Source organism: Streptomyces speibonae, from assembly GCF_984686075.1.
Genome location: NZ_OZ480260.1, coordinates 5596823 through 5619204 on the forward strand (window position 1 = coordinate 5596823; position 22382 = coordinate 5619204).

Here is a 22382-nt window from a genome sequence, read left to right on the forward strand (position 1 = left end):
CATGACGGAACCGCACTACCTCTCCGCCACCGAGATCCTGCGCCGGTACCGGGCGCGCACCTTGTCACCCGTGGAACTGGTCCGGGCCGTCATCGCCCGGGCGGAACGCGTCGAACCGCACGTCAACGCCTTCGCCGAGGAGATGTTCGAGCAGGCGCTGCGCGCCGCGGCCGCCGCCGAGAAGCGCTACCGGCCCGGCGGCGACCCACGCCCGCTGGAGGGCCTGCCCGTCGCGGCCAAGGAGGAACAGCCCCTGGCCGGGCACCCCGTCACCGACGGCACCCTGCTGCGCCCCGCCCGCGTGGCCGGGGAGACGGCCGTGGGCCTGGCCAGGATCCAGGCGGCGGGCGGCATCCTCCACGCCCGCACCACCACCTCGGAGTTCTGCTGCATGCCGCTGTCGCACACCCGCCGCTGGGGTGTGACCCGCAACCCGTGGAACCTCGACGCCTCCGCGGGCGGTTCCTCCGGCGGCTCCGCGGCCGCCCTCGCCGCCGGCACCGCCACCCTCGCCACCGGCTCCGACATCGGCGGCTCGCTGCGCGCCCCCGCCTCCTTCAACGGCGTCGTCGGCTACAAGCCGCCCCACGGCCGCATCCCCGTCCTCCCGCCCGCCGGGCTCGACCCGTACTTCCACCACGGCCCCATGGCCCGGACCGTCGCCGACACCGCCCTGCTGCACAACGTGATGGCGGGCCCCGACCCACGCGACCCGGCCTCCGCGCGCCGCCCGGCGGTGCCCGTCCCGGCCGACCTCGCCGGCGTACGCGGCCTGCGCGTCGCCGTCAGCACCGCGCCGGGCGACTTCCCCGTCGACCCCGAGATCCGCACCCGCACCGCGGAGGCGGCCGAAGGCCTGCGCGCGGCCGGGGCCGTCGTGGAGGAGGTGGAGATCGGCTGGCGGCTCGAGGACATCAACCGCGCCCTGTGGGCCCACTTCGGCCAGGGCGGGGCCGCGGAGATCCTCGCCCTGGACCGCGCGCACCCGGGCGTGATCACCCCGTACACCCTCGCGTTCGCCCGCCGCGGCATGGCGGCCGCCCCGACGGTGGACCCCGCCGAGGGACGGCGCCTCGAGGCGGCCGTACGCGGGCAACTGGACTCCGTGCTCGCCGGGTTCGACGCCTTCGTCCTGCCCACCGTCGGCGCGACGGCCTTCGCGGCCGGCGAGGACTACGTCGAGACCGACCTCGTCGTGAACGGTGTCCCCCTGGCCCACTTCGCCGACGCCTCCCTCACCCCCGCCTTCAACATCTGCAGCGCCCACCCGGTCCTCTCGGTCCCCTCGGGCCGCGCCTCCAACGGCGTCCCCACCGGCGTACAGATCGTCACCGCCCCCGACACCGAAACCACCGCCTTCCGCATCGCGGCAGCAGTCGAACAGACAACAGGCGCAGGCTTCAGCGCAACCTGGACCCCCCGACTCCCGCCCGAAGCCCCCGGGACCACGCCCACCGCCCCGAGCTAGTGCCGCGGCAGGCAACGTTTGCCCGTCAAGGAGCGGCGTCCGGTGCGTGCTCTCGGCGTGCCGGCCGGAAGTCCTCGTACTGGACGTACTTGGGCTTTCGGCCGGTGCGGCGAGAGTGCGTGCCGGGCGTCGCGACGGGGCGAACGTTGCCTGCCGCGGCACTAGCCTGCGCGCGACGCTCAGTCCGCGACCGCGTATGCCTCCACCGACCACAGGGAGTACCCGAACCGTGTCGCGCGCTTTTCGCCCTGGACGCGGATGTGGCGGACGTCGGGTTCGTCCATGCGGACGGTTTCGCGGCCGCCCTTGCCGTTGTGGATCTCCGCCGCCGTGCGCCAGTTCCGGCCGTCGGCCGAGACCTGCACGCGGTAGGCCGAGGCGTACGCGTCCTGCCAGTGCAGCGCCACCTTCCCCAGGCGCACCGGGCGCTTCAGGTCCACCTGCCACCAGGCGTCGTCCTCCGCGGGGGAGGACCAGCGGGTGCCGGCGTCACCGTCGTTGGCGCCCGTGGGCGGGAAGTCGGGTGTCTCGTCGGCCGAGGAGCTCGCCCGGCCCGAGCGGGCCAGGTCCGGTCCGGCGGTGGGCGGCACGGCGTGGACGGTCAGCGTGCGGGTCGCGCCGCCGAAGGCGAAGCGGATGTCGTACGACCGGGCGGGTGTGTCACGCTTCACCGTCACCTCGACCGTTACCTTCCGCGGCGTACCGCGCGCCACGGTCAGGGTCTTGTCCGGCACGCGCACGTCGATGCCCTTCGGTGCCTCGGCGGTCAGCCGGCCGCGCACCTCCTCGGGGCGCAGCGAGCCGAGGGTGAGCGTCAGCCGCCGGGTGGCGCCGATGCCGGCGTCCGCCCGGTGGTCGGGCAGCTCCAGGGAGGCGGACTCGTCCGCGAACCAGGGGACGAGATGCCGGACCCGGGCCGGGTCGGCGCCGGTCACCCGGACGGCGTCGATCCGCCGGCCGTCCGCGCGCAGTTCGGTGGCGCCCCGCTCGGACAGCGCGCCGAGGCGGCGCCACCCCTCGCCCGGCACGCGCGCCTCCACGACGCCCTCCGTCCCGGGCTCGGTGAGCACCGTGACGGCGTCCATCGCGCGGGCGTCCGGGAGGTCGAGCGCGTGGTCGCCGCCGGTCCGCGCGGGCGGCTCGTGGTCGATGCCCGCCCAGCTCCGGTACGCCTCCTGCGCCCGGCTCAGGAACGGCTCCAGGACGCCCTCGCCGACCGTCACCCGCGCGGACCCGGCCTCCTCCCGCAGCGCACCCAGCCTCCGGTACGCGGCCCAGGCGGCGCCCGCGTCCCCGGCCCGCTGCGCGCGCAGCATGTCCAGGGCCGTCGTACCGGCGTCGCCGTAGTGGGCCAGCCGCTCGGTCCACGGGGCCACCTCGGTGCCGAGCGCGGTGCCCGACAGCCGCTCCGGCAGCCGGCGCAGGGCGGTGAAGGCGGTGCGCAGCCGGACGGACTCCGCCGTCTCGTCCGTGCCGCGCGTGGTCGCCCGGGTCCGCCAGAACTCCTCCATCAGCGGTCGCAGATACGCCGACTCCTTGCCGCCCAGCTCCGAGGACGCGGTGTTCCCGGCGAGCGCGGTCAGGTCCGCCTCCCGCCGTGCGTCGCCGCCGGCCAGATCGGCGATCGCGGCCCGCCAGGACTCCTGGGGGCGGTAGTCGCGCGGGTTCCAGGCGAAGTCGGCGGCCGTGAACAGCGGGATGCGCGACGCCTCGGGCTGCTCCATCGCGTTGGCGAGCAGCCCGGCCGAACCGGCGGCCACGGCCGGTTCACGCCCCTGATAGGGGCCGAGGAAGAGCCGCCCGGGGGCGTAGTCGTTCACCGGGTAGTTGTCCATGGTCACCAGCGGGTGACCGAACACCCGCCGGGCCTCGGCGAGTTGCCCGCCCGTGATGGTGCGCGGCACCACCCCGACCCCCGTCCACGCCACCTCGACCCCCGCGTCCAGCGCGCGGCCGAGGGCCCGCCGGTAAGCGGTCGACCCCTCCTCGTAGTACTCGGTGGGCATCAGGGACAGCGCGGCGGCCTCCGGGTGACGGGCCGCCAGGTGCCGGGAGACGGCGTTCGCCACGTGCGCCTGCGCGCGGGCGGCGGCCCCGGGGCCCGTGCCGAACCGGTCCGCGTCCGCCCCGCAGTGCCACTCGCTGTAGCTGACGTCCTGGAACTGCAGCTGGAAGGCGCGGAACCCCAGCGCCCACATCGCGTCCAGCTTGCGCGTCAGCGCGCGCAGATCGTCGTCCGAGGCGAAGCACATCGTCTGCCCGGGCGCCACCGCCCAGCCGAGCGTGACGTGGTTGCCCCGGGCCCGCTCGGCCAGCTCCCGGAACTCCGCGCGCCGCCGCGCCGGGTAGGGCTCCCGCCAGCGGGCCTGCCGCAGCAGGTCCTCGCCGGGTGCGTAGAGGTATCGGTTCTGCTTGGTGCGGCCCAGGAAGTCCAGCTGGGCCAGCCGCTGCCGGTGCGTCCAGGCGGGGCCGTAGAAGCCCTCGGTGACGCCGCGCACGGTGGTGGCCGGCCAGTCGCGTACGACGGCGGCGGCGATCGTGCCGTCCGGGCGCAGCAGCTGCCGCAGCGTCTGCACGGCGTGGAACTGTCCGGCCCCGTCGGCGCCCGCGAGGGAGACGACGCCCTTGCCGACGGTCAGCGCGTAGCCGCCGGCCGGAAGGGCGTGCCGTGGGTCGTCCGGGGCGCGCTCCCTGCCGACGCGCACCACGAGCGCCCCCTTGGGTACCTGTGCGCCGGGGGCGCTGAACCGGCGCGCCCCGGCCTCCCGCAGCAGCTCCCGCACCGCCCGGACGGCGTACGGGTCGGCCGCCTCGTCCGTGACCAGGGCGACCTCCTCGGTCACCTCGGCCGCCGCGCCGTTCGCGCGCAGGGAGTGCGGGCGCGGCCACACGGAGAGGCCGCCGGCCCCGGTGGCGTCGGAGGCGGGGGACGTGGCCGTCCCCGGTGCGGGCGGCGCCGCCACCGCGGCCGGTACGACCCCCAGGGTTCCGGCGAGCACGGCGAACGCGAGGGCGGCCCTCCGGGCGTTCGCGGTCCTCCCACGCCGCAGCCGCACGCGACCCTCCCTTGTCGTCCGGGGCGGCCGTCCGGCCGGTGACCGGCGACCGTGTCCAATTCGTTATCGAGAAACCCTGAGCCCACCATTCCTGCGGTGAACGTGTCAATGAGAGTGGACGTTGTGGCGCATTTGTCCCACTGTGGAGGGACTGTGGAGGGACGGAAGAGGGACGGAGGAGGGACGGGGCAGGAAGAGAATGTGAGCAGGAGCACGTTGAACCACTTTGTGCGTCTGGCATCGCGCCCGCTGGGTAGGGCTGCGAGATAACCCGCACGACCCGCACCCGCACGCCCGCGTGATCCGCGCACCGTGCTCGACGAGGAGGCCATCTGTGGCTGCACCGGCGTACGTTCCTTCCCCGGCCCTGTCCAAACGCGTGGCGGAGCCGACCGCCGACGAGCCTCACTTCTGCGTCTTCAGCGCAGAGGGCACCTGCACCGAACTCCCGCTGACCAGCGAACCCCCGCTGCCCGACGCCGAGCCCCTCACCAGCGAACCGCCGCTCGCCGAGGCCGCGCCCCTGACCAGCGAGTCCGACGCTTTCAATGACTCCTCCGACGCCTCCGGACTCGACTCCTTCCCGGCCCAGTACCGCCCGGAGCCCTAAGTGACCGCGCCACGGCCGGCCGAGCCCCCTTCCGAGGATCTGTCCCGGCTCGCCGCCCTGCACGGCGTCGCCACTTCCTACAGCCCCTCACCGGACCGCACGGTCGCGGCCACGGCCACCGCCGTCAGCCTCGCGCTGGCCGCCCTCGGTGTCGACGCCTCGACACCGGAGGCCGTCCGCGCCGCCCTCGCCGCCGGCGAACACGAACGCGCCGAGCGCCTGCTGCCCCCCACCGTGGTCGCCTGGGGCACCGCCGCCCCCGCGGCCCTCACCGCGCTCCCCGAGGGCACCCGGCTGCTCGTCCGCACCGAACAGGGCGAGACCCGCGCCTCCGTCGAGCACCTCCCGCCCGGCGTGCACGAGCTGACCGCCAGCACGCCCGACGGCCGCGCCGCCCGCGCGCACCTCGTCGTCGCCCCGGCCAGGCTGCCCCGGCCGCCCGGCCGCGCCCACGGCCTCCTGGTCCAGCTCTACTCGCTGCTGTCCCGCCGTTCCTGGGGCATGGGCGACCTCGCCGACCTCGGCGAACTCGCCGGCTGGGCCGGACGTGCCCTCGGCGCCGGATTCATCCAGGTCAACCCGCTGCACGCGGCCGTCCCCGGCCCGCCGACCGACCCCTCCCCCTACCGCCCCTCCTCGCGCCGCTTCCCCGACCCGGTCCACCTCCGCGTCGAGGACGTCCCGGAGTTCGCGTACACCGACGCCCCGGACCGCGTACGCGCCCTGCGCGAGCGGGCCGCACGGCTGCGCGAGGACGTGCTCGACAAGGGCGCCCTGATCGACCGGGACGCGGTCTGGGAGGCCAAGCGGGAGGCCCTCGAACTCGTCTACGAGGTGCCGCTCACCCCCGGCCGCCGCGCCGCCTACGCCGACTTCCTCGCCGCGCAGGGCCCGGCCCTGGAGGACCACGCCACGTACAACGCCCTCGCCGAGGTCCACGGCCCCGACTGGCACCGCTGGCCCGCCCCCCTGCGCGAGCCCCGCTCGCCCGCCACCGCCGACGCGCGGCGCGAACTCGCCGGCCGCGTCGACTTCCACTCCCGCCTCGTCTGGCTCACCGACGCCCAGCTCACCGCCGCCCAGCGCGCCGCACGCGAGGCCGGCATGCCGGTCGGGATCGTCCACGACCTCGCCGTCGGCGTCCATCCCGCCGGTGCCGACGCCTGGGCGCAGCAGGAGTACTTCGCGGCCGGCATGTCCGTCGGCGCGCCCCCGGACGCCTTCAACGCGCGCGGCCAGGACTGGGGCCTGCCGCCCTGGCGCCCCGACCGCCTCGCCGACTCCGGCTACGCGCCCTTCCGCGCCCTGCTCCAGGCCCTGTTCCGGTACGCGGGCGCCCTGCGCATCGACCATGTCATGGGCCTGTTCCGGCTCTGGTGGGTCCCCGAGGGCCACCCGCCCACCGAGGGCACCTACGTCCGCTACGACGCCGAGGCCATGCTCGCCGTGCTCGTCCTGGAGGCCTCCCGCGCCGGGGCGGTGGTGATCGGCGAGGACCTCGGGACCGTCGAACCGGGGGTGCGCGAGGCGCTGCGCGAACGCGGCGTGTACGGCACCTCGGTGCTGTGGTTCGAGCGGGACTGGGACGGCGACGGCCGCCCGCTGCCCCCGGACGCCTGGCGCGCCGACTGCCTCGCCACGGCGACCACGCACGACCTGCCCTCCACGGCCGCCCGGCTCAGCGGCGACCACGTGGAGCTGCGGGACCGCCTGGGGCTGCTGACCCGGCCCCTGGAGGAGGAGCGGGCGGAGGCGGCGGCGGACGTGGGGGAGTGGCGGGAGCTGCTGCGGCGGCAGGGGCTGCTGAGGGAGGACGCCGGTGAGGAGGCGGAGATCCAGGCGGTGCACCGGTATCTGCTGCGGACACCGGCGCGGATGATCGGCGTATGGCTGCCGGACGGCGTCGGGGACCGGCGGCCGCAGAATCTGCCCGGCACCTGGGACCAGTATCCGAACTGGCGCCTTCCGATCGCGGACGCGCGGGGACGCCCGGTGACGCTGGAGGAGCTGGCGGAGTCGGCGCGGCTGCGGGCGCTGATGGACGTGCTCGCACCGTAGTGCCGGGGCCGCCGCGTCCGTGGGCGGCCGGCCGCGACAGGCACCCCCTTACGACACCCCGGCCGCGCGGCACTGAACCCCGTTCGATAGTTTGGGGACCGTGGACAAGAAGAACGCCCTGCGCGCCGGCGCCCTGGCAGCCGGTACGACGCTGATGATGCTGCTCATGTCGTCCCCCGCGCTCGCGCTCACCCGCGACGACGGCGACGACCCCGGCACGGGCCTGAGCGTCATCGAGACGCTGGGCCTCTACGTCTTCCTTCCGATCGGTCTGTTCCTGGGCATCGCCGCGCTGGTGATGATCGGCGACAAGTCGCACAAGAAGAAGGACGTCACCAGCTCCAACATCAGCACCAAGGCCGAGGCCAAGGCCTGACGGCGGCAAGCCCGGCCCCGGTCCCGTCCAGGGTCCGCTTCATGGTCTGATCCCGGGCCGCAGCACCGGCCGCCCCGCGCACCTTCCCGAGGGCGCCGCCCCGCACGTACGTACGCGCATCCGCCGTACGCGACGCGGGCGGCGCCCTCGGTGTTTCCCGCTCACTGCGGGTACGGCGCCGTCAGGTAGCGCTGGACGGTGGGGGCCAGCCACGCCGCCGCCTCCTGGATGTCCAGCGCCACGGCCGGCGGGAACCGCAGGATGTAGCGGGTGAGGGCGAACCCGAGCAGCTGCGAGGAGACCAGCGCGGCGCGCGCCGGGACCTGCTCGGGGTCGGGGCAGAACCGCTGGGCGAGCGGGAGCACCTGCTCCCGGAAGATGCCCTGCATGCGCTCGGCGCCGGCCTGGTTGGTGGTGCCCACCCGCAGCAGGGCCGTGAGCACCTCGCTCTCCTCCCACATGGCGAGGAAGTGCGCCACCAGGGCCCGGCCCACCTCGTCCCGGGGCAGTGTCGCCGGGTCCGGCAGCCGCAGGTCGATCGTGACGGCGGCCGCGAACAGGCCCTCCTTGTTGCCGTAGTAGCGCATCACCATCGACGGGTCGATGTTCGCGTCCTTGGCGATGGCGCGGATGGTGGCGCGCTCGTAGCCGTCGGCGGCGAAGCGCTCGCGGGCGGCTTCCAGGATGGCCGCGCGGGTGGCTTCGGAGCGGCGCTTGGGTGGTGCGGGGGGTGCAGGCGGTGCTGGCGGTGCAGGCGGTGCGTGGGGTGCGGGGGGCTTGCCGGCTGTCATGCCAACAACTGTAGGTCAACGATCGTGGGCCAACAAGCGTATGCCAACACATGTTGACTTCACTCCGCCCCGCGGTCTACCGTTGTCAACAAGCGTTGGCCATCAAATGTTGGCAACCAGTCGTTGGCAAACGAATGTTGGCACCGAGGAGGCCCCCATGAGCGGCACCGGCACCGGTACCGGCTCCACGCCCACCCCCGACCGGACCCCCACCCCCACGCCCCCGCACCGCGTGATCGTCGTCGGCGCCGGCCCCACCGGCCTGCTCCTCGCCGGTGACCTCGCCGCCGCCGACATCCCCGTCACCCTCGTCGAGCGGCGCCCCCACGGGATCAGCAACCTCTCCCGCGCCTTCGGTGTGCACGCCCGCACCCTCGAGCAGCTCGACGCCCGCGGCCTCGCCGACCCCCTGCTCGCCACCGGCAGCACCATCACCCGGCTGCGCCTCTTCCGCCGCCTCTCCCTGGACCTGGGCACCCTCCCCTCCCGCTTCCCCTACCTGCTCATCACCCCGCAGTGCGAGGTCGAGCGGCTGCTGGAGGAGAGGGCGCGCGACCTCGGCGTGGAGTTCCTCTTCGAGCACGAGGTCGTGGGGCTGCGCCAGGACACCGAGGGCGTCGACCTGGACGTCCGCGTCCCGGACGGCACCGTCGTCACCCGCCGCGCGGCCTACGTCGTCGGCACGGACGGCCACCGCAGCGCCGTGCGCCGGGCGGTCGGCCTGCCCTTCCCCGGCGTCTCCGTCATCAAGTCCCTCTTCCTGGCGGACGTCCGGCTCGCCGAGCGCCCGCCGGGCGTGCTCACCGTCAACGGCGCCGGCGACTCCTTCGCGATGATCGCGTCCTTCGGCGACGGCTGGTACCGGGTCATGGGCTGGAACCGCCGGCACGAGGTCCCCGACGACGCGCCGCTCGAACTCGACGAGGTCAAGGAGGTCGCCCGACGCGCCTTGGGAACCGACTACGGCATGCACGACGCCCGCTGGCTCTCCCGCTTCCACAGCGACGAACGGCAGGCGCCCGAGTACCGCGTCGGACGGGTCTTCCTCGCCGGTGACGCCGCGCACGTCCACTCTCCCGCCGGCGGCCAGGGGATGAACACCGGGCTCCAGGACGCGGCCAACCTCGGCTGGAAGCTCGCCGCCGTACTCCACGGCCGGGCGCCCGAGGGCCTCCTGGACACCTACCAGGCCGAACGCCACCCCGTCGGCAAGGCCGTGCTGCGCAGCAGCGGCGGGCTGGTCCGGCTGGCGCGGGCGACGCACCCCGCCCTGCGTGCCGTGCGCACCCTGGTCGCCGTGGTCCTCAACGCCGTCCGCCCGGCCAGGGCCAAGGCGCTGGCGCAGATCTCCGGCATCGGCTACGCCTACCCGGCCCCGCGCGGCGCCCACCGCCTCACCGGCACCCGGGTCCCCGACGTGGCGCTGCACGGCGGCCGGCTGTACGAGGCGCTGCGCGGCGGTCGCTTCGTCCTGATCACCCCCGAGCCGTACGACGTCGAGGGCGCCCGCAAGGGATGGCTGACCGCGGAGCGCTGGGCCTCGGAGGGCCGTCGTACGACCCTGCTGGTACGCCCCGACGGCTACGTCGCCTGGGCCGCGGAGTCCGCCGGATCCGCGGAGATCGAGAGCGCGCTGGCCGCCCACTCGGGTTGAGGCGGCCGGCGGTCACCGTTCGGTGGCGAGGAGCAACTCCCGCAGCAGATCGGCGAGCTGTCGGGAGCTCTGCTCGTCCAGGGCGGACAGTGCCTCCGTCTGCTCGGCGAGACCCGCGACGACGGCCGCGTCGATCAGCCGAAGCCCCTCCTCGGTGAGTGTGACCTGGAGTCCGCGCCGGTCGTGCGGGTCGGGTGAGCGGCGCAGCAGGCCGGCCCGCTCCAGCTTGTCGAGGCGGCCGGTCATCCCGCCGGTGGTGAGCATCAGCGTCGCCGAGAGCTGCCGGGGGGAGAGGGTGTAGGGCTCCCCGGACCGGCGGAGCGTGGCCAGGACGTCGAACTCCCCGCGCGAGATCCCGTGCCGGGCGTACGCCTTGTCCATCCGGTCGCCCATGGCGCGCGTGAGCCGGTAGATGCGCCCGAAGACCTCCATGCCGGCCGTGTCGAGATCCGGCCGGACCTGTGCCCACTGCTCGATGATCGCGTCGACGGGGTCCCTGGGGCGCCGCTCGGGGGGAGTGCTCATGGGCAGGAGTATCCGCCGCCCCCGGTTCGCCCGCAAGAAAGTGGATCGACAGAAAGCAGCTTGACGGCAAGTAGCTTAGCGTTAAGCTACTTGCGACTGACCGAGTCGACCGCTGTATCCGCCGACCGCCCCGGAAGAGGTGCGCCGCCATGGCAGCGAACCGCGCCACCCTCATCGCGCTCACCGCCCTCGCCCCCGTCTCCTGGGGCACCACCTACGCCGTGACCACCGAGTTCCTCCCGCCGGACCGCCCGCTGTTCACCGGCCTGATGCGGGCGCTGCCCGCCGGACTGCTCCTTCTGGCGCTCGCCCGGGTACTGCCGCGCGGTGCCTGGTGGTGGAAGGCGGCGGCGCTCGGCGCGCTCAACATCGGCGCCTTCTTCCCGCTGCTGTTCCTCTCCGCGTACCGGCTGCCCGGCGGCATGGCGGCGGTCGTCGGCTCGGTCGGCCCGCTGATCGTCGTGGCCCTCTCGGCCCTGCTGCTGGGGGAGCGTCCGACCGTCCGGAACGTCCTCACCGGCGTGGTGGCCGCGTTCGGCGTCAGCCTGGTCGTATTGAAGGCGGTCGGCGCCCTGGACGTCGTAGGCGTCCTGGCGGCCCTCGGCGCCAGCGCGTCGATGTCCGCGGGCACGGTGCTCACCAAGCGGTGGGGCCGCCCGGACGGCGTGGGCCCCCTCGCCCTCACCGGCTGGCAACTCACCGCCGGCGGCCTGCTCATCGCCCCCGTCGCCTTCGTGGCCGAGGGCGCCCCGCCCGTCCTGGACGCCCCGGCGGCCGGCGGCTACGCCTACCTCGCCCTGGCGAACACGGCGATCGCGTACTGCCTCTGGTTCCGGGGCATCGGCCGCCTCAACGCCACCCAGGTCACGTTCCTCGGCTCGCTCTCCCCCCTCACGGCGGCGGTGGTCGGCTGGGCGGCCCTCGGCGAGTTCCTGACCCCCCTCCAACTCCTGGGCATGGCCCTGGCCTTCGGCGCCACCCTGACGGGCCAGCTCCCCACCCGCCCCGGGGCGGTCTCCGGCGCGCCCGTACCCTCTCGTCCCGTGCACGCGGCCGTGGAACCGCCGAAGGTCCGGCGCTGAGGCGTCCGGGTCGGCCTGGGCCTGCCGACGACTGCCTTGTCCGGGTTCTTCACGAGACCGATCAGTCAGGAACGACTGTTCTCAGACAGCTGCTGCGGATGCCGCCACTCGCGGGGTCTTCGTGGTGAAGTGTGGGACTCCGGCAACTCGACAGCAGGGAGCACTTCTTCCGATGACCACTCGGTCCGCACACCCCGGGACCGCCTCGGGCATGGATGTCTCGCCGTTCAAGCCGCCTCTTGTCAGAGCGGTGTTCAGGGACGTGACCTCGTTGCACGTCTCCCGGCAGGCCGTCCGGGCCGCCGCGTCAGTGACACGGACCGTGCTGGCGGAGATCGTCGACGGTGCGAGGGGAGCGGCGGCGGAGGAGGGCCGCAAGAAGCTGGTTCCCCGGGACCTGCTCTCGGCCATCGGCCGCAACGTCGAGGTCGAGGTGGGAAGCCAGTGGTACGTGTACAGCCCGACGTTCCGTGGCCTGACCGGCGTCGTGTATGACGCCGACGGTGTCGTCGTGCCTCCCCGTCAGCGCGGCGGAGCGCGCCAACCAAGTGGTGTGGACGGCGCCCACCGGTTCGAGGCCGGGGTCAAGAAGCTGTTGCGGAGCCGGGGGACGACGGCCGTCCCGGTGATGGTCCGCGACCTGGACGGCATAGCAAGCGTGTTCCTGACGGACCTGGCCCGGGACGCGGCCATGGTCGTCCGCGAGGGCGGGGTCAAACGTTTTGGTTCGGTCACCCTGGGGACGTCGGGCGATCCCGAGTCATTCCTCAAGAGCCCCCTCCGGGCCCTGTCCACCCGCAAGGGGGACTGGCGGACCATCGGCAGGGATGACGTCCTGGCCGCCACCGGGATGCAGCTGTTCGGCGACCTCAGGGAGCGGGCCCTCGCCGAAGCGCGCGAGGCGATACCGCACACTCCGGCCGGCTGATCGGGTGCGGCCGCCGTTGCCGCGGACGCGTCCAATTCGATGGCCGCTGCCCGCCACGTCTGCGAGCATCCGGCTCATGCCGACCTTCGACACGCCCGACGGAACTCGCCTCGCCTACCACCGGAAGGGGGCCGGGGGTGACGGACCGCTGGTCTGCGTCCCCGGGGGTCCGATGATGCCCTCCGCCTACTTCGGTGACCTCGGCGGGCTGGCCGACCGGCAGGAGCTGGTGCTGCTGGATCCGCGCGGCACGGGGGACTCGGCCAGCCCCGCCGATCCGGCCGGCTCCCGGGTGGACCGGCAGGCCGAGGACGTCGAGGCGCTCCGGGCCGCCCTCGGCCTGGAGCGGGTGGACCTCCTCGGGCACTCGGCGGCCGGGGACCTCGTCCTGGCCTACGCGGCCCGGTACCCGGAGCGGGTGCGCTCGCTCGTGCTGGTCTGCGCCCGTGCGCGCACCGCCGGGATCGACTTCCCCGTCGAACGGCGCCGTGAGGCACTGGAGTTGCGCCGGGACGAGCCCTGGTACGAGGAGGTCCGGCCGGCGTTCGAGCGGGCGGTGTCCGGGAAGGCGGACGACGCGGACTTCGATCTGCTCGACCGCCTGTCCTACGGCCGCTGGGACGCCGCCGCGCAGGCGCACGCCGCCGCGTGCGCCACGTGGTTCGACGAGGAGGCGGCGGCCGCCTACCTGGCTCCGGGCGCCTTCGACGACGCCGACGCCGCCCGCGCGGTACTGGCCGCCCTCGACGCGCCCGTCCTCGTCCTCTCCGGTGCGCTGGACGGCTCCCCGCGTCCGGACTCCGCAGCCGAGGTGGCGGGGCTCTTCCCGCACGGCGAGCACGTCGTGCAGGCGGGCGCCGCCCACAACCCGTGGGTGGACGGTCCCGATGACTTCGTCCGCACGGTCACCGGGTTCCTGGCACGCGTCGACCGCTGAGGGCCTGAGGGCCTGAGGGCCGTAACCCCGCCCGCGGTCAGTGTGGAATCACCCAGTCCGGCCTCCAGGTCCCGGCGGCGTCGTGGCCGGCCGTCGTGGCGGCGAGGTGGGCGCGGAGGGTGGCCAGCGCCGGGTGGGGGTTGTCGCGGTGCCAGAGGAGCGAGTGCGGGTAGACGGGCGTCGGGCCGGTCACCGGGATGCGGCGCAGGTCGTGGCCGTCGGGCCAGATGAGGCGGGAGTGCTCGCCCATGAACGTGGCCAGGGCCGGGGTGTCGGCGATGGTGTCGAGCAGTGCGTCGGAGCCGAAGTTGGGGCCGGTCGACTCGATGGTGAGGCCGAACTCGGCGACGAGGTCGTCGTAGTAGGCACCCCACTCGGTGCCGGGGGCGATGCCGGGCATCCAGATCCGGTGCCCGGTGAGCCGGGCGAGGGGCACGGACCGGGCGTCCGCCAGCGCGTGGGCGGGCCCGGTGAGGAGCTGAAGCGGCTCGTCGAGCACCCGGACGGACCGGATGTCCTCGCCGAGCGGCCGGCCGGGCGCGGCGACGGCGCGGAAGGTCGCGTCGATCGCACCGGACCGGAGGGCGGCGACGGCGCTCTCGATGTCGACCAGCATCAGCACATCGAGGTCGACCTCGGGGTGCGCGCGGTGGAAACCGCGCATCAGGCCCGACTGCGCGCTGCGCGAGGCGATCACGTCGACGCGCAGCGGCCGGCGGCCGGGGCGCACGGACGCGCTCGCACGCTCCGCGACGCGCAGCAGTTCCCGTGCGTGGGGCAGGAACGCCCGCCCGTCGATGGTGAGTTCGGCGCCGCGCGGGGCACGGGTGAACAGGCGCACGCCGAGGGTGCGCTCCAGCGCGGCGATGCGTTTGGAGACGGCCTGCTGGGTGACCGACAGGTCGGCGGCGGCTGTCTGGAACCGGCCCGCTTCCGCGACGGCGACGAAGGTACGCACGGCTTCGAGGTCCACGCCGACCCACCATAGTGAACAACCAATGGTTGTGAGGCACGCCCGATTCGGTTGTTTGACCTGCGCCTGTTCGGCCCGATTGTCTCTGCTCGGTCAACGCCGGATTGTCCGGACGGGACCTCGCTGGACGGGACCTCGCTGGAGGGGACCTCGAGAGGAGTGGGCCGAGCATGGTGGGCAGGAGGCGACTGGGCCGGCGGTTCGGCTGGCTGTGGGCGTCGTACGCGGTGAGTGCCTATGGGACGGGCCTGGGGTTCGGGGCGCTGCCGCTGATCGCGGTGCTGGTGCTGCACGCCGGGCCCGGCGAGGTGGCCGCGCTGTCCGCGGTGGGGCCCGCGGTGGGTGCGCTGATCGCGGTGCCGCTCGCGCCGTGGGTGGAGTTCCGGCGCAAGCGTCCGGTCATGATCATGATGGACCTGTCCCGGTTCGTGGCCCTGGCGACGATCCCCGTCGCCTACGCCGTCGGGCGGCTCGGTCACGTCCAGCTGCTCGTGGTCTCCGCCGTCGTCGCCGCGTCCAGGATCACCTTCAACGCGGCCGGCGGCGCCTACCTCAAGGCCCTCGTACGGCCGGAGGACCTGCTCATCGCCAACGCGCGCTTCGAGTCCACGAACTGGAGCTCCATCGCGGTCGGACCACCGCTGGGCGGAGCGGCGATCGGCCTGTTCGGGCCGGTCACCACCGTGGTCGCCAACGCGCTCAGCCATCTGCTCTCCGCGCTGGGCATCCTCGCCATCCGCGGCCGGGAGGAGCCACCGCGAGGGACCGGCACGAACGCGGCGGCCGGTGCGGGCACGCTGCTCGACGGGTGGCGCCACATCTTGCGCCACCCCGGACTGCGTCCTCTCTACCTCAACCAGATGCTCGTCGCCGGCCTGATCATGGCCACCGAACCGCTGCTGGCCGTGCTCCTGCTGCGCCAACTCGGCTTCCCGCCCTGGCAGTACGCCCTCGCCTTCGCCGCCCCCTGCCTCGGCGGGCTCATCGGCTCCCGGCTGGCCCCCCGGGTCGTGGCCCGCCACGGCCGGCACCGCGTCCTCCGGACCGCCGGCACCCTGCGCGCCGTCTGGCTGATCGGCCTGGCCTTCGTGGGACCCGGTGGCGTGGGCCTCGTCACCGTGATGGCCGTCGAGCTGGCCATCATCGTCAATATGAGCCTGTACGGCCCGGTGCTCGCCACCTACCGGCTCGAACACACCCCCGAGCATCTCGTCGCCCGCACTCTGACCGCCTGGTCGATCGGCCAGCAGGCAGCCATCGCCGTCCTCACGGCACTCACCGGCCTGCTCGCCGACCTCACCGGTCCCCGCACCGCACTCACGGCCGCGGGCGTACTGATCCTGACCACCCCACTCCTGCTGCCCCGGCAGGACCGGACACCCCACCCCGAACCGAAACCGTCCCCCAGCCCCTCATGAGGCAGCCCCTGTGTGAAGGGCGCCGGAGGCTCCGGCGGGCACGCCCCGATCCGAAGCCCGCCGCTGCCCGACCGGCGTCGACTGGAAGATCTCCGCGTTCTCCACTTACAGCTCACCAGGGAACCGGGCCGTGCTCGTCGAAGAAGCCGCCGGTCGGCCCGTCGTCGGGCAGCGTGGCGAGCCGGACGACCACGGCTGCGCCGTCGGCCGCGGTGCGGGTGAGACCGGGAAACGCCGTGGTGAGGTCGGTCGCACACGGCCCCGGATCGGCGGCGTTGACCAGGATGTTGCGGCTGCGCAGTTCCTTGGCGTACTGCACGGTCAGGGAGTTGAGTGCGGTCTTGGACGGGACGTACGCGGCCAACGGGGGCCGGGTGGTGAAGTAGTCCTCGGGATCGGTCATCCGGGCGATGGAGCCCAGTCCACTGCTGACATTGACGATCCGGGCGGCGGGGGAGCGGGCGAGCAGTGGCAGCATCGTGGTGGTCACGCTGATCACGCCGAACACGTTGGTCTCGAACACCCCGCGTACGGCGGACAGTTCGACACTGCCAGGGCTCTGGGCGGCCAGGTCGCCGGAGATACCGGCGTTGTTGACCAGGATGTCCAGCCGGCCGAAGCGCTCCTCGATCCAGCGGGCGGCGGACAGGACGCCGGCGCGGTCGGTGACGTCCAGGGTGACCGGATACACCCGCGGGCCCAGGCCGGCTGCGGCTGCCGCACCGCGGTGCGGGTCGCGCGAGGCCAGCAGGACGTTCGTGCCGAGCGAGGCGAGCTGGGCTGCGACCTCGCGTCCGATGCCCTTGTTGGCACCGGTGACCAGGGCAGTCGTGGTTTCTGTCATGCGTTCAGCCCACCACGGGGGCGGCCGGGGGTTCCAACACCGATCAGGTACGCAGCGATACCGTGCGGGTATGGAAAGACTGGAGGTCCGCGAGCTCGTCTACTTCACCGCTGTCGCCGAAGAACTGCACTTCGGCCGGGCGGCCGCCCGGCTGGGGATGGCCCAACCGCCGCTCTCCCGGGCCATTCAGCAGCTCGAACGACGGCTGGGCGTAGCCCTGTTGGAACGTGGCAGTCGCCGGGTCGCACTGACCGAGGCGGGGGCCGTCCTGCTCCGCGAGAGCCGTACAGTGCTCGAGGCCGCGTCGGCCGCGGCGCACCGCACCCGGCGGGCCGGCCGTGCCGACCCGCGTCTGGTCCTGGTCATCAAGCCGGGCGGCGACGGTGGCCTGCTGCCCGCGATCCTCGAGACCTATCAGGCTGAGCCTGGTGCGCTGCCGGTCGAATTGGTGTGCGACTTCGGTCCGCGTGAGATCCTCCTGCGGGAGGGGCGCGCCGACGCCGCCCTGCTTCACCTCCCTCACCACGACCTCGCCGGCCTGGACACCCAGGACCTCCTGAACGAGACGCAGCTTCTCGTGATGCCGAGGTCGCATCGCCTCGCGGGCCGTACCCGGGTCTGCCGGAACGACTACGCCGGGGAGCCCCTGCCGCGCTGGCCCGGGGCATCCGAGGGCGGCTCGCACGGACCCGAGGTCCACGACCTCGGGCAGCTTCTCCACCTCATCGCCCTGGGCCGCATGGTCGCCGTCCTCCCCGCCTCCATCCGCGGCCAGCTCCGCGACGACCTGGTCGCTGTCCCAGTCGATGATGCCGAGCCCACCACGCTCGTCCTCGCCTGGCCTGAGCACGCCACCTCCCCAGCCCTGGCCGCCTTCGTCCGCGCGGCCGTAGCCGTGGCGGGCGAGGCGACGGGCCACGGCGGGTAGAGCGGGGAGACACGCGGGGCGGGAGGCGCCCTCCCCCTGGTGCGACCGTCTCGTGACAAGTCGAGGGCTGAGGGCTGAGGGCTGGCATATTCGCTGCTGCTGCGAGAGGCTGGCCCGTCACGGGTTGATCTTCAGCGCACGGAGGCTACGAGCTCATGGCAGCATCAGGGAACCAGCTCGTACCAGCAGCAGGTGCATACGAGATCGATCAGGCGGCATCAACGGTCCGCTTCGACACACGCGCCATGTTCGGGCTGCTCCCAGTCCGAGGTACCTTCACGATCGGCCATGGCCGGATCACTGTGGCGGACCCGGCTGAAGAGTCGTCGGTGCACGTCGTGATGGAGGCAGGAAGCTTCGAGTCGGGCAATCAGCAGCGTGACGGCCACGTCAGATCCTCCGACTACCTGGACGTGGCTCGGCATCCCGAGATCGGCTTCCGAAGCCGGCGTCTGGAACGATCCGGCGCTGATGCCACTCTGCACGGCGAGTTGACGGTATGCGGGATGACTCAGCCGATCGCCGTCACACTCGGCACAGTGGCCCACGAGGGCAAGCGGATGACAGCGAGCGGCACTACCACCATCGACAGGTATGCCTTCGGCATCACCAAGGCCAAGGGGATGACGGGGCGGCATCTCGAGATCACTGTGGAAGTCGTCGCACACCGCTGATCGGGCCGAAGGCGAGGCGGTCGACGTTGGCCGCGCAGGGCCCCCGCGGTCCGGCTCCATGTAGCCGAGCCGGTCACCGAACTGGTCAACGAGCTGGTCGAAGCCGCGGACGAAAAGATCCTGACCAGGACCATCGCCCGCTACGGACGCGTCGATCTCCTCTGCATAATTCGCAGCGACTTCTCCCGCGGGAACTACGCCGCCTTGATGCGCCGTTCGGAGCGGCAACGGGCCCGGTCGCCGGCTGCCGTGCTCGCGGCAGCCGGCAGGCCCGCCCGGGACTGAAACGGCCGTGCCTGCCGGATGCGTACGGCCCCGCGAGCGGCGGTCAGACGACGATCACCCGCCGCCCCCGTGTGTGCCCCGCCTGGCTGTCGGTGTGGGCGAACGCCGCCTCGGCGAGGGTGTAGGACTTCTCGACCGGGATGTGCAGCCTGCCCTCTCCGATGAGGCGGACGGTCTCCTCGAGGGCGTCCGGCACGCTGCCGGCCACGTTGGAGAAGCGGGCGCCGTGATCCGGCGCGGTCAGGTCGGCTATGGAGATCACCTTCGCCGGGTCCCCGGTGAGCTCGGCGAGCTCCCGGACGACGCCCGCGCCGGCCAGGTCGAGGGCCGCGTCCACCTCGCTGAACGCCCGTACCCGCCCGGCCCAGCCCTCGTCGTACGTCGTGGCGTGCGCCCCCAGGCTGCGCAGGTACTCCTGGTTCGCCGCCCCGGCCGTGCCGATCACCGTGATGCCGCGCTCGCGGGCGATCTGCAGCACCGCCGACCCGACCCCTCCCGACGCGCCGCTGACCAGCAGGGTCTGTCCGGGGCGGACACCGGACTCGCGAAGGATGCGCAGCGCGGTCTCCATGACCGAGGGGTAGCCGGCCGCCTCCTCGAACGAGAGCCCCGCGGGCATACGGGCCCAGGCGTGCAGTACGGCGAACTCTGCGTAGGTGTCGACGCCTTCGCCGAACACGCGGTCGCCGATACGGACCCCTTCGACGCCCTCGCCGACCTCGTCCACCACTCCGGCCGCGTCCAGTCCCACACCGGACGGCAGCCCGGCCGGACGGGCGGGCCGCATCTGGCCCTCGCGGATTCTCCAGTCGACGGGGTTCACCCCCGCCGCCTGTACGGCGACACGTATCCGGCCGGGGCCCGCATGGGGCTCCTCGGCGTCGATGAGGCGGAGGACGTCGGGGCCGCCGAACTCGGCGAAGCTCACTTTCTTCATGCCGCCGACCGTAACACTAACCGTTAGTTTAAAAAAACGGTTATGGTTTTGCATCTGGTAGCGTCAGATCATGCCCGAGCTGCCGTCCGGACGCCGAGAACGCAAGAAGGCCGCCACCCGCCAGAAGATCGCCGACACCGCCCTGCGCCTCTTCCTGGAGCGCGGGTACGACGAGGTCGGCATCCGTGACGTGGCCGCCGAGGCCGACGTGGCCGTCACCACCGTCTTCGCCCACTTCGCCTCGAAAGAGGCCCTGGTGTTCGAACGGGACGCGGACTTCGAGCAGCGCCTCGCCCGGGCGGTCACCGACCGGGCGCCCGGCGAACCCCTCGTCCCCGCGCTGCGCCGCGAGATCCACGCCATGGTGCGCCATTGCCTATCGGACGACGCCGCTCCCGTCTGGCACATGATCGACACCTCGCCCGCCCTGCGGGAGTACGAGGGGTCGATGCGGCTGCGGCACGCGGAGGTCCTGGCGACGGCCCTCGCCGCCGAACCCGGCCCGCCCCGCACCGGCACGGCCCGCCGGGCGATCGCCAGGTTCGTGGTGGACGCCTTCGCACTGGCCCGGGAGGCGGACGACCCGCAGTCCGCCGTGGACGAGATCTTTCACATGATCGAAGCAGCCTGGGAGGCCGCCGACGCGGGCGCCCGGGCTTCTCTGTCAGGCTGAGCGACGGACGAGGCGGCAAGCTGGAATCGAGTACCGCGCGTCTGCTCCACCCAGGCCACCAGCGGTCAGGGCGTCGTCCCGCTCGCCCCTACCGGCTGACCCCCGTCCCCTCAGACGGGCTCCGGAAGCGGACCAAGGCACTTGATCACCCGCTCACGCAGGAGGAGGTACTCCTCCCAGCGGCGAGGCAGCGGGCCCGGTGGCCGCGTCACGACACGAGCAGCCGTGACCGTCTGCCCACGCTGGAACTGCTCGAGTGTCAGGTCCAGTTCCACACCGCTGGGCAGCCGATTCCACCAGTGGAAACCGTGCTGGGTCCCCTCAAGATGCACCTCGCCGACCATGAGGTCACCGCCGAAGACATCGTTGACGACCAAAGCCGTGATGTCGCAGTGCCCCCAGGCCGGGTTGAGCGGCTCCCAGTCGGCCTGGTCGTCGGGCGAGCAGGTGTCGGCGGCCCAGCCGGCACGCAGGGCCTTGTCGAGATCAAGCAGGTTCCAAGGGGTTGTCATGCCGCCAGCATCGCAGCCACCGCAGACAACACCGATGGCGCAGGCGCCACGGCCCGGCTGCGCAGATACAGCCGAACAGAGGACGAATGGTCATACCGGACAGGGAGATCAACTGTCCGTCAGTAAGGACTTGACATGTCCGCTCACTCGGATGTCCCACTGTCCGTGGACACCCGCACCCGCGGGGATGGTCCCAGGCAGCGTCAGCCCGTCCCGTTCAACCGCCGCTGCTCCCCGGCCCCGCGGGGAATGGTTGGAGCGTGCACAGGGGCGACTGGCCCTCGGTCTCGGAGGTGTTCGCCGGGCAGTGGGTCTGTCAGGCGGGTGTGAACTCGTATTGAAGTTCGTAGAGGTGGCCCGCCTTGACCATGACAGTGGCCTCGACCGGGCGGTCGTGGTCGCTGTACACCACGCGCAGCGTGCGGAGTACCGGAAGGTCGCTGGGCAGGGACAGGGCCTGGTACTGCTCCTGGGTGGGGACTCTGGCCGAGACACGGTCGACGCTGAGGCGTGGCGGGAAGCCGAGTTGGCTCAGGAGTGTCGGGGTGCCGCCCTTGATTTTCCGCTTGGCCATGATGGCGGTGCCCCGGGCGATGGGCAGCGGGTAGTAGGACTTGACCAGTTCGACCGGTTCTCCGTCGATGGAGAGGATTTGCTGACGCAGCACGGCGGTTTCGGTGTCGTCGAGGCCCAGTGAGGAGGCGACATCGGCCGGGGGTCGTGTCTCGATCACGTCGAGCAGTGTGCTGTGTGCCCGGTTGCCGTGCCGTGCAGCTTCCGTCAGCCAGCGGTAGGGCTTCCCCGGGTCTGCGGGAGCCATGTATGCAGCCGGGCGCAGGGTTCGCTGGCGGTGTTCGCGGACCGTGACAGCGGACCCTGCGCGTCCGACGACGAGTTGCTCGTCCTTGAGGATGTGCAGGGCTTTCTGGATGGTCGCGTTCGAGGCGTCGAACCGCTCCTTGAGCTGGGCAGTTGAAGGAAGGTTGGAGCCGGCTGCCAGGTCGCCGCTCATGATTTCGTCCCGGAGGTCGGCGGCGATCCGTTCGTGGAGCGACCGGCGGTCCGGCGATTCCCTGTGGGTGGGCACTGTCATCCGATCCGGATCTCGTAGCGCAGGCGCTGCCGGTGTGCCGGCATGACCATCCTGTCGACCTGAAAGGGCCGGTCGTCGCCGTCGAAGGTGACCCGGCTCAGCCCGATGACCGGTTCGTCCGGCCCCAGGCGCAGGACCTGCCGCTCCTCCGCACCCGGCATCCGCGCGGTCACGTCTTCGCGGACGCGGACGCCGACGTGTCCGCGCTCGGCAAGGAACGTCACCGCACCTCCGGGGATCTTCTTCTTCTCGGCGAGACGGGTCCCCCGGGCGATGCGCGCGGGGTAGTAGGTGTCCGTCAGTTCACATGGCTCCCCGTCGAGTTCGATCACTCTGCGGCGCACGATCACCGTTTCCTCCGACGATTGCCCGAGCAGTGCGGCGACTTCCTCCGAGGCCGTGGTCTCACCGGCGTACGCGATGCGCTGTGTGCCCTTGCCTCCGCGCGCCTCGGCCTCGGCCGCCCAGGCGTCCGATCGTCCCGTTTCCCGTGCAGTCAGATACGGCAACGAGGTGCTGACCCACGTGCTGTCGCTCACTGTGGCCTCCATGGGGGCGGG

21 protein-coding genes and 1 pseudogene are annotated in these 22382 nt (G+C 73.0%); 13 read left to right on the forward strand and 9 right to left on the reverse strand.

The window, feature by feature from the left end; all coding sequences use genetic code 11:
- Window position 1: 1 nt before the first annotated feature.
- Window positions 2–1468, forward strand: coding sequence for an amidase (locus AC5L3C_RS25050; protein WP_493650952.1), 1467 nt, complete (start codon window positions 2–4; stop codon window positions 1466–1468).
- Window positions 1469–1647: 179 nt separating this feature from the next.
- Here AC5L3C_RS25050 and AC5L3C_RS25055 read toward each other — a convergent pair whose 3' ends face one another.
- Window positions 1648–4524: a beta-N-acetylglucosaminidase domain-containing protein gene (locus AC5L3C_RS25055; protein WP_493650954.1), complete on the reverse strand. Its 2877-nt coding sequence runs from the start codon at window positions 4522–4524 to the stop codon at window positions 1648–1650.
- 334 nt (window positions 4525–4858) lie between these two features.
- Between AC5L3C_RS25055 and AC5L3C_RS25060 the strand changes: the two genes are divergently transcribed.
- The 3 genes from AC5L3C_RS25060 (at window position 4859) to AC5L3C_RS25070 (ending at window position 7568) form a co-directional block, all read left to right on the forward strand.
- Window positions 4859–5134 (forward strand): hypothetical protein, encoded by a 276-nt coding sequence (locus AC5L3C_RS25060; protein WP_493650955.1) that lies wholly within the window; start codon window positions 4859–4861, stop codon window positions 5132–5134.
- Window positions 5135–7192: a 4-alpha-glucanotransferase gene (gene malQ / locus AC5L3C_RS25065; RefSeq protein ID WP_493650957.1), complete on the forward strand. Its 2058-nt coding sequence runs from the start codon at window positions 5135–5137 to the stop codon at window positions 7190–7192. It abuts the gene before it with no gap.
- Window positions 7193–7292: 100 nt separating this feature from the next.
- Entirely contained in the window at window positions 7293–7568 is a 276-nt protein-coding gene (locus tag AC5L3C_RS25070; protein ID WP_493650959.1) for a hypothetical protein, read from the forward strand.
- A gap of 161 nt (window positions 7569–7729) precedes the next feature.
- Here AC5L3C_RS25070 and AC5L3C_RS25075 read toward each other — a convergent pair whose 3' ends face one another.
- Window positions 7730–8359 carry a TetR/AcrR family transcriptional regulator gene (locus tag AC5L3C_RS25075; protein ID WP_493650961.1) on the reverse strand — a complete coding sequence of 210 codons (630 nt, stop codon included), beginning with the start codon at window positions 8357–8359 and terminating at the stop codon, window positions 7730–7732.
- A 157-nt stretch (window positions 8360–8516) separates the two neighbouring features.
- Here AC5L3C_RS25075 and AC5L3C_RS25080 point away from each other — a divergent pair, with 157 nt between their 5' ends.
- The gene (locus tag AC5L3C_RS25080) at window positions 8517–10013 is read left to right on the forward strand and encodes an FAD-dependent monooxygenase (protein ID WP_493650962.1); all 1497 of its coding nucleotides are present in this window, start codon (window positions 8517–8519) and stop codon (window positions 10011–10013) included.
- 12 nt (window positions 10014–10025) lie between these two features.
- Here AC5L3C_RS25080 and AC5L3C_RS25085 read toward each other — a convergent pair whose 3' ends face one another.
- Window positions 10026–10538 carry a MarR family winged helix-turn-helix transcriptional regulator gene (locus AC5L3C_RS25085; RefSeq protein ID WP_493650963.1) on the reverse strand — a complete coding sequence of 171 codons (513 nt, stop codon included), beginning with the start codon at window positions 10536–10538 and terminating at the stop codon, window positions 10026–10028.
- Window positions 10539–10687: 149 nt separating this feature from the next.
- Here AC5L3C_RS25085 and AC5L3C_RS25090 point away from each other — a divergent pair, with 149 nt between their 5' ends.
- The 3 genes from AC5L3C_RS25090 (at window position 10688) to AC5L3C_RS25100 (ending at window position 13485) form a co-directional block, all read left to right on the forward strand.
- Window positions 10688–11620 (forward strand): EamA family transporter, encoded by a 933-nt coding sequence (locus AC5L3C_RS25090; RefSeq protein WP_493650964.1) that lies wholly within the window; start codon window positions 10688–10690, stop codon window positions 11618–11620.
- Between the two features lie 172 nt (window positions 11621–11792).
- The gene (locus AC5L3C_RS25095) at window positions 11793–12548 is read left to right on the forward strand and encodes a hypothetical protein (RefSeq protein WP_493650966.1); all 756 of its coding nucleotides are present in this window, start codon (window positions 11793–11795) and stop codon (window positions 12546–12548) included.
- Between the two features lie 76 nt (window positions 12549–12624).
- Window positions 12625–13485 (forward strand): alpha/beta fold hydrolase, encoded by an 861-nt coding sequence (locus AC5L3C_RS25100; protein ID WP_493650968.1) that lies wholly within the window; start codon window positions 12625–12627, stop codon window positions 13483–13485.
- 37 nt (window positions 13486–13522) lie between these two features.
- On the opposite strand, the gene AC5L3C_RS25105 is transcribed toward AC5L3C_RS25100, so the two are convergent.
- A complete protein-coding gene (locus tag AC5L3C_RS25105; protein ID WP_493650969.1) occupies window positions 13523–14458 on the reverse strand; it encodes a LysR family transcriptional regulator in 936 nt (311 codons plus the stop codon).
- Between the two features lie 170 nt (window positions 14459–14628).
- Between AC5L3C_RS25105 and AC5L3C_RS25110 the strand changes: the two genes are divergently transcribed.
- Window positions 14629–15876: an MFS transporter gene (locus tag AC5L3C_RS25110; RefSeq protein WP_493650971.1), complete on the forward strand. Its 1248-nt coding sequence runs from the start codon at window positions 14629–14631 to the stop codon at window positions 15874–15876.
- A 112-nt stretch (window positions 15877–15988) separates the two neighbouring features.
- Here the strand turns inward: AC5L3C_RS25110 and AC5L3C_RS25115 are convergent, their stop codons facing one another.
- A complete protein-coding gene (locus AC5L3C_RS25115) occupies window positions 15989–16720 on the reverse strand; it encodes an SDR family NAD(P)-dependent oxidoreductase (protein WP_493650972.1) in 732 nt (243 codons plus the stop codon).
- A 70-nt stretch (window positions 16721–16790) separates the two neighbouring features.
- Here AC5L3C_RS25115 and AC5L3C_RS25120 point away from each other — a divergent pair, with 70 nt between their 5' ends.
- The 3 genes and pseudogenes from AC5L3C_RS25120 to AC5L3C_RS25130 all read left to right on the forward strand — a co-directional run.
- Complete coding sequence (locus AC5L3C_RS25120) at window positions 16791–17648, forward strand: LysR family transcriptional regulator (RefSeq protein ID WP_493650973.1); 858 nt, start codon at window positions 16791–16793, stop codon at window positions 17646–17648.
- 155 nt (window positions 17649–17803) lie between these two features.
- Window positions 17804–18322 (forward strand): YceI family protein, encoded by a 519-nt coding sequence (locus AC5L3C_RS25125; RefSeq protein ID WP_493650975.1) that lies wholly within the window; start codon window positions 17804–17806, stop codon window positions 18320–18322.
- Window positions 18323–18397: 75 nt separating this feature from the next.
- A pseudogene (locus tag AC5L3C_RS25130) lies at window positions 18398–18490 on the forward strand (IS21-like element helper ATPase IstB); the annotation flags it as partial.
- A 160-nt stretch (window positions 18491–18650) separates the two neighbouring features.
- On the opposite strand, the gene AC5L3C_RS25135 reads toward AC5L3C_RS25130, so the two are convergent.
- The gene (locus AC5L3C_RS25135) at window positions 18651–19544 is read right to left on the reverse strand and encodes an NADP-dependent oxidoreductase (RefSeq protein WP_493650977.1); all 894 of its coding nucleotides are present in this window, start codon (window positions 19542–19544) and stop codon (window positions 18651–18653) included.
- 70 nt (window positions 19545–19614) lie between these two features.
- Here AC5L3C_RS25135 and AC5L3C_RS25140 point away from each other — a divergent pair, with 70 nt between their 5' ends.
- Complete coding sequence (locus AC5L3C_RS25140) at window positions 19615–20217, forward strand: TetR/AcrR family transcriptional regulator (protein WP_493650979.1); 603 nt, start codon at window positions 19615–19617, stop codon at window positions 20215–20217.
- A gap of 110 nt (window positions 20218–20327) precedes the next feature.
- On the opposite strand, the gene AC5L3C_RS25145 is transcribed toward AC5L3C_RS25140, so the two are convergent.
- From AC5L3C_RS25145 to AC5L3C_RS25155, 3 genes are all read right to left on the reverse strand, one after another.
- The gene (locus tag AC5L3C_RS25145) at window positions 20328–20729 is read right to left on the reverse strand and encodes a YunG family protein (RefSeq protein WP_493650981.1); all 402 of its coding nucleotides are present in this window, start codon (window positions 20727–20729) and stop codon (window positions 20328–20330) included.
- A gap of 316 nt (window positions 20730–21045) precedes the next feature.
- Window positions 21046–21822 carry a GntR family transcriptional regulator gene (locus AC5L3C_RS25150; RefSeq protein WP_493650983.1) on the reverse strand — a complete coding sequence of 259 codons (777 nt, stop codon included), beginning with the start codon at window positions 21820–21822 and terminating at the stop codon, window positions 21046–21048.
- The gene (locus tag AC5L3C_RS25155) at window positions 21819–22361 is read right to left on the reverse strand and encodes a GntR family transcriptional regulator (protein ID WP_493650985.1); all 543 of its coding nucleotides are present in this window, start codon (window positions 22359–22361) and stop codon (window positions 21819–21821) included. Before AC5L3C_RS25155 ends, AC5L3C_RS25150 begins: the two co-directional genes overlap by 4 nt.
- Window positions 22362–22382 lie beyond the last annotated feature (21 nt).

What these genes read in the sequence shown, in the direction of transcription:
- AC5L3C_RS25110 (WP_493650971.1), top strand. Translation starts at nt 14,629, where the DNA reads ATGGTGGGCAGGAGGCGACTGGGCCGGCGGTTCGGCTGGCTGTGGGCG.
- AC5L3C_RS25090 (WP_493650964.1), top strand. Translation starts at nt 10,688, where the DNA reads ATGGCAGCGAACCGCGCCACCCTCATCGCGCTCACCGCCCTCGCCCCC.
- AC5L3C_RS25050 (WP_493650952.1), top strand. Translation starts at nt 2, where the DNA reads ATGACGGAACCGCACTACCTCTCCGCCACCGAGATCCTGCGCCGGTAC.
- AC5L3C_RS25120 (WP_493650973.1), top strand. Translation starts at nt 16,791, where the DNA reads ATGGAAAGACTGGAGGTCCGCGAGCTCGTCTACTTCACCGCTGTCGCC.
- AC5L3C_RS25150 (WP_493650983.1), bottom strand. Translation starts at nt 21,822, where the DNA reads ATGACAGTGCCCACCCACAGGGAATCGCCGGACCGCCGGTCGCTCCAC.
- AC5L3C_RS25085 (WP_493650963.1), bottom strand. Translation starts at nt 10,538, where the DNA reads ATGAGCACTCCCCCCGAGCGGCGCCCCAGGGACCCCGTCGACGCGATC.
- AC5L3C_RS25100 (WP_493650968.1), top strand. Translation starts at nt 12,625, where the DNA reads ATGCCGACCTTCGACACGCCCGACGGAACTCGCCTCGCCTACCACCGG.
- AC5L3C_RS25145 (WP_493650981.1), bottom strand. Translation starts at nt 20,729, where the DNA reads ATGACAACCCCTTGGAACCTGCTTGATCTCGACAAGGCCCTGCGTGCC.
- AC5L3C_RS25115 (WP_493650972.1), bottom strand. Translation starts at nt 16,720, where the DNA reads ATGACAGAAACCACGACTGCCCTGGTCACCGGTGCCAACAAGGGCATC.
- AC5L3C_RS25140 (WP_493650979.1), top strand. Translation starts at nt 19,615, where the DNA reads ATGCCCGAGCTGCCGTCCGGACGCCGAGAACGCAAGAAGGCCGCCACC.
- AC5L3C_RS25125 (WP_493650975.1), top strand. Translation starts at nt 17,804, where the DNA reads ATGGCAGCATCAGGGAACCAGCTCGTACCAGCAGCAGGTGCATACGAG.
- AC5L3C_RS25095 (WP_493650966.1), top strand. Translation starts at nt 11,793, where the DNA reads ATGACCACTCGGTCCGCACACCCCGGGACCGCCTCGGGCATGGATGTC.
- AC5L3C_RS25075 (WP_493650961.1), bottom strand. Translation starts at nt 8,359, where the DNA reads ATGACAGCCGGCAAGCCCCCCGCACCCCACGCACCGCCTGCACCGCCA.
- AC5L3C_RS25135 (WP_493650977.1), bottom strand. Translation starts at nt 19,544, where the DNA reads ATGAAGAAAGTGAGCTTCGCCGAGTTCGGCGGCCCCGACGTCCTCCGC.
- AC5L3C_RS25080 (WP_493650962.1), top strand. Translation starts at nt 8,517, where the DNA reads ATGAGCGGCACCGGCACCGGTACCGGCTCCACGCCCACCCCCGACCGG.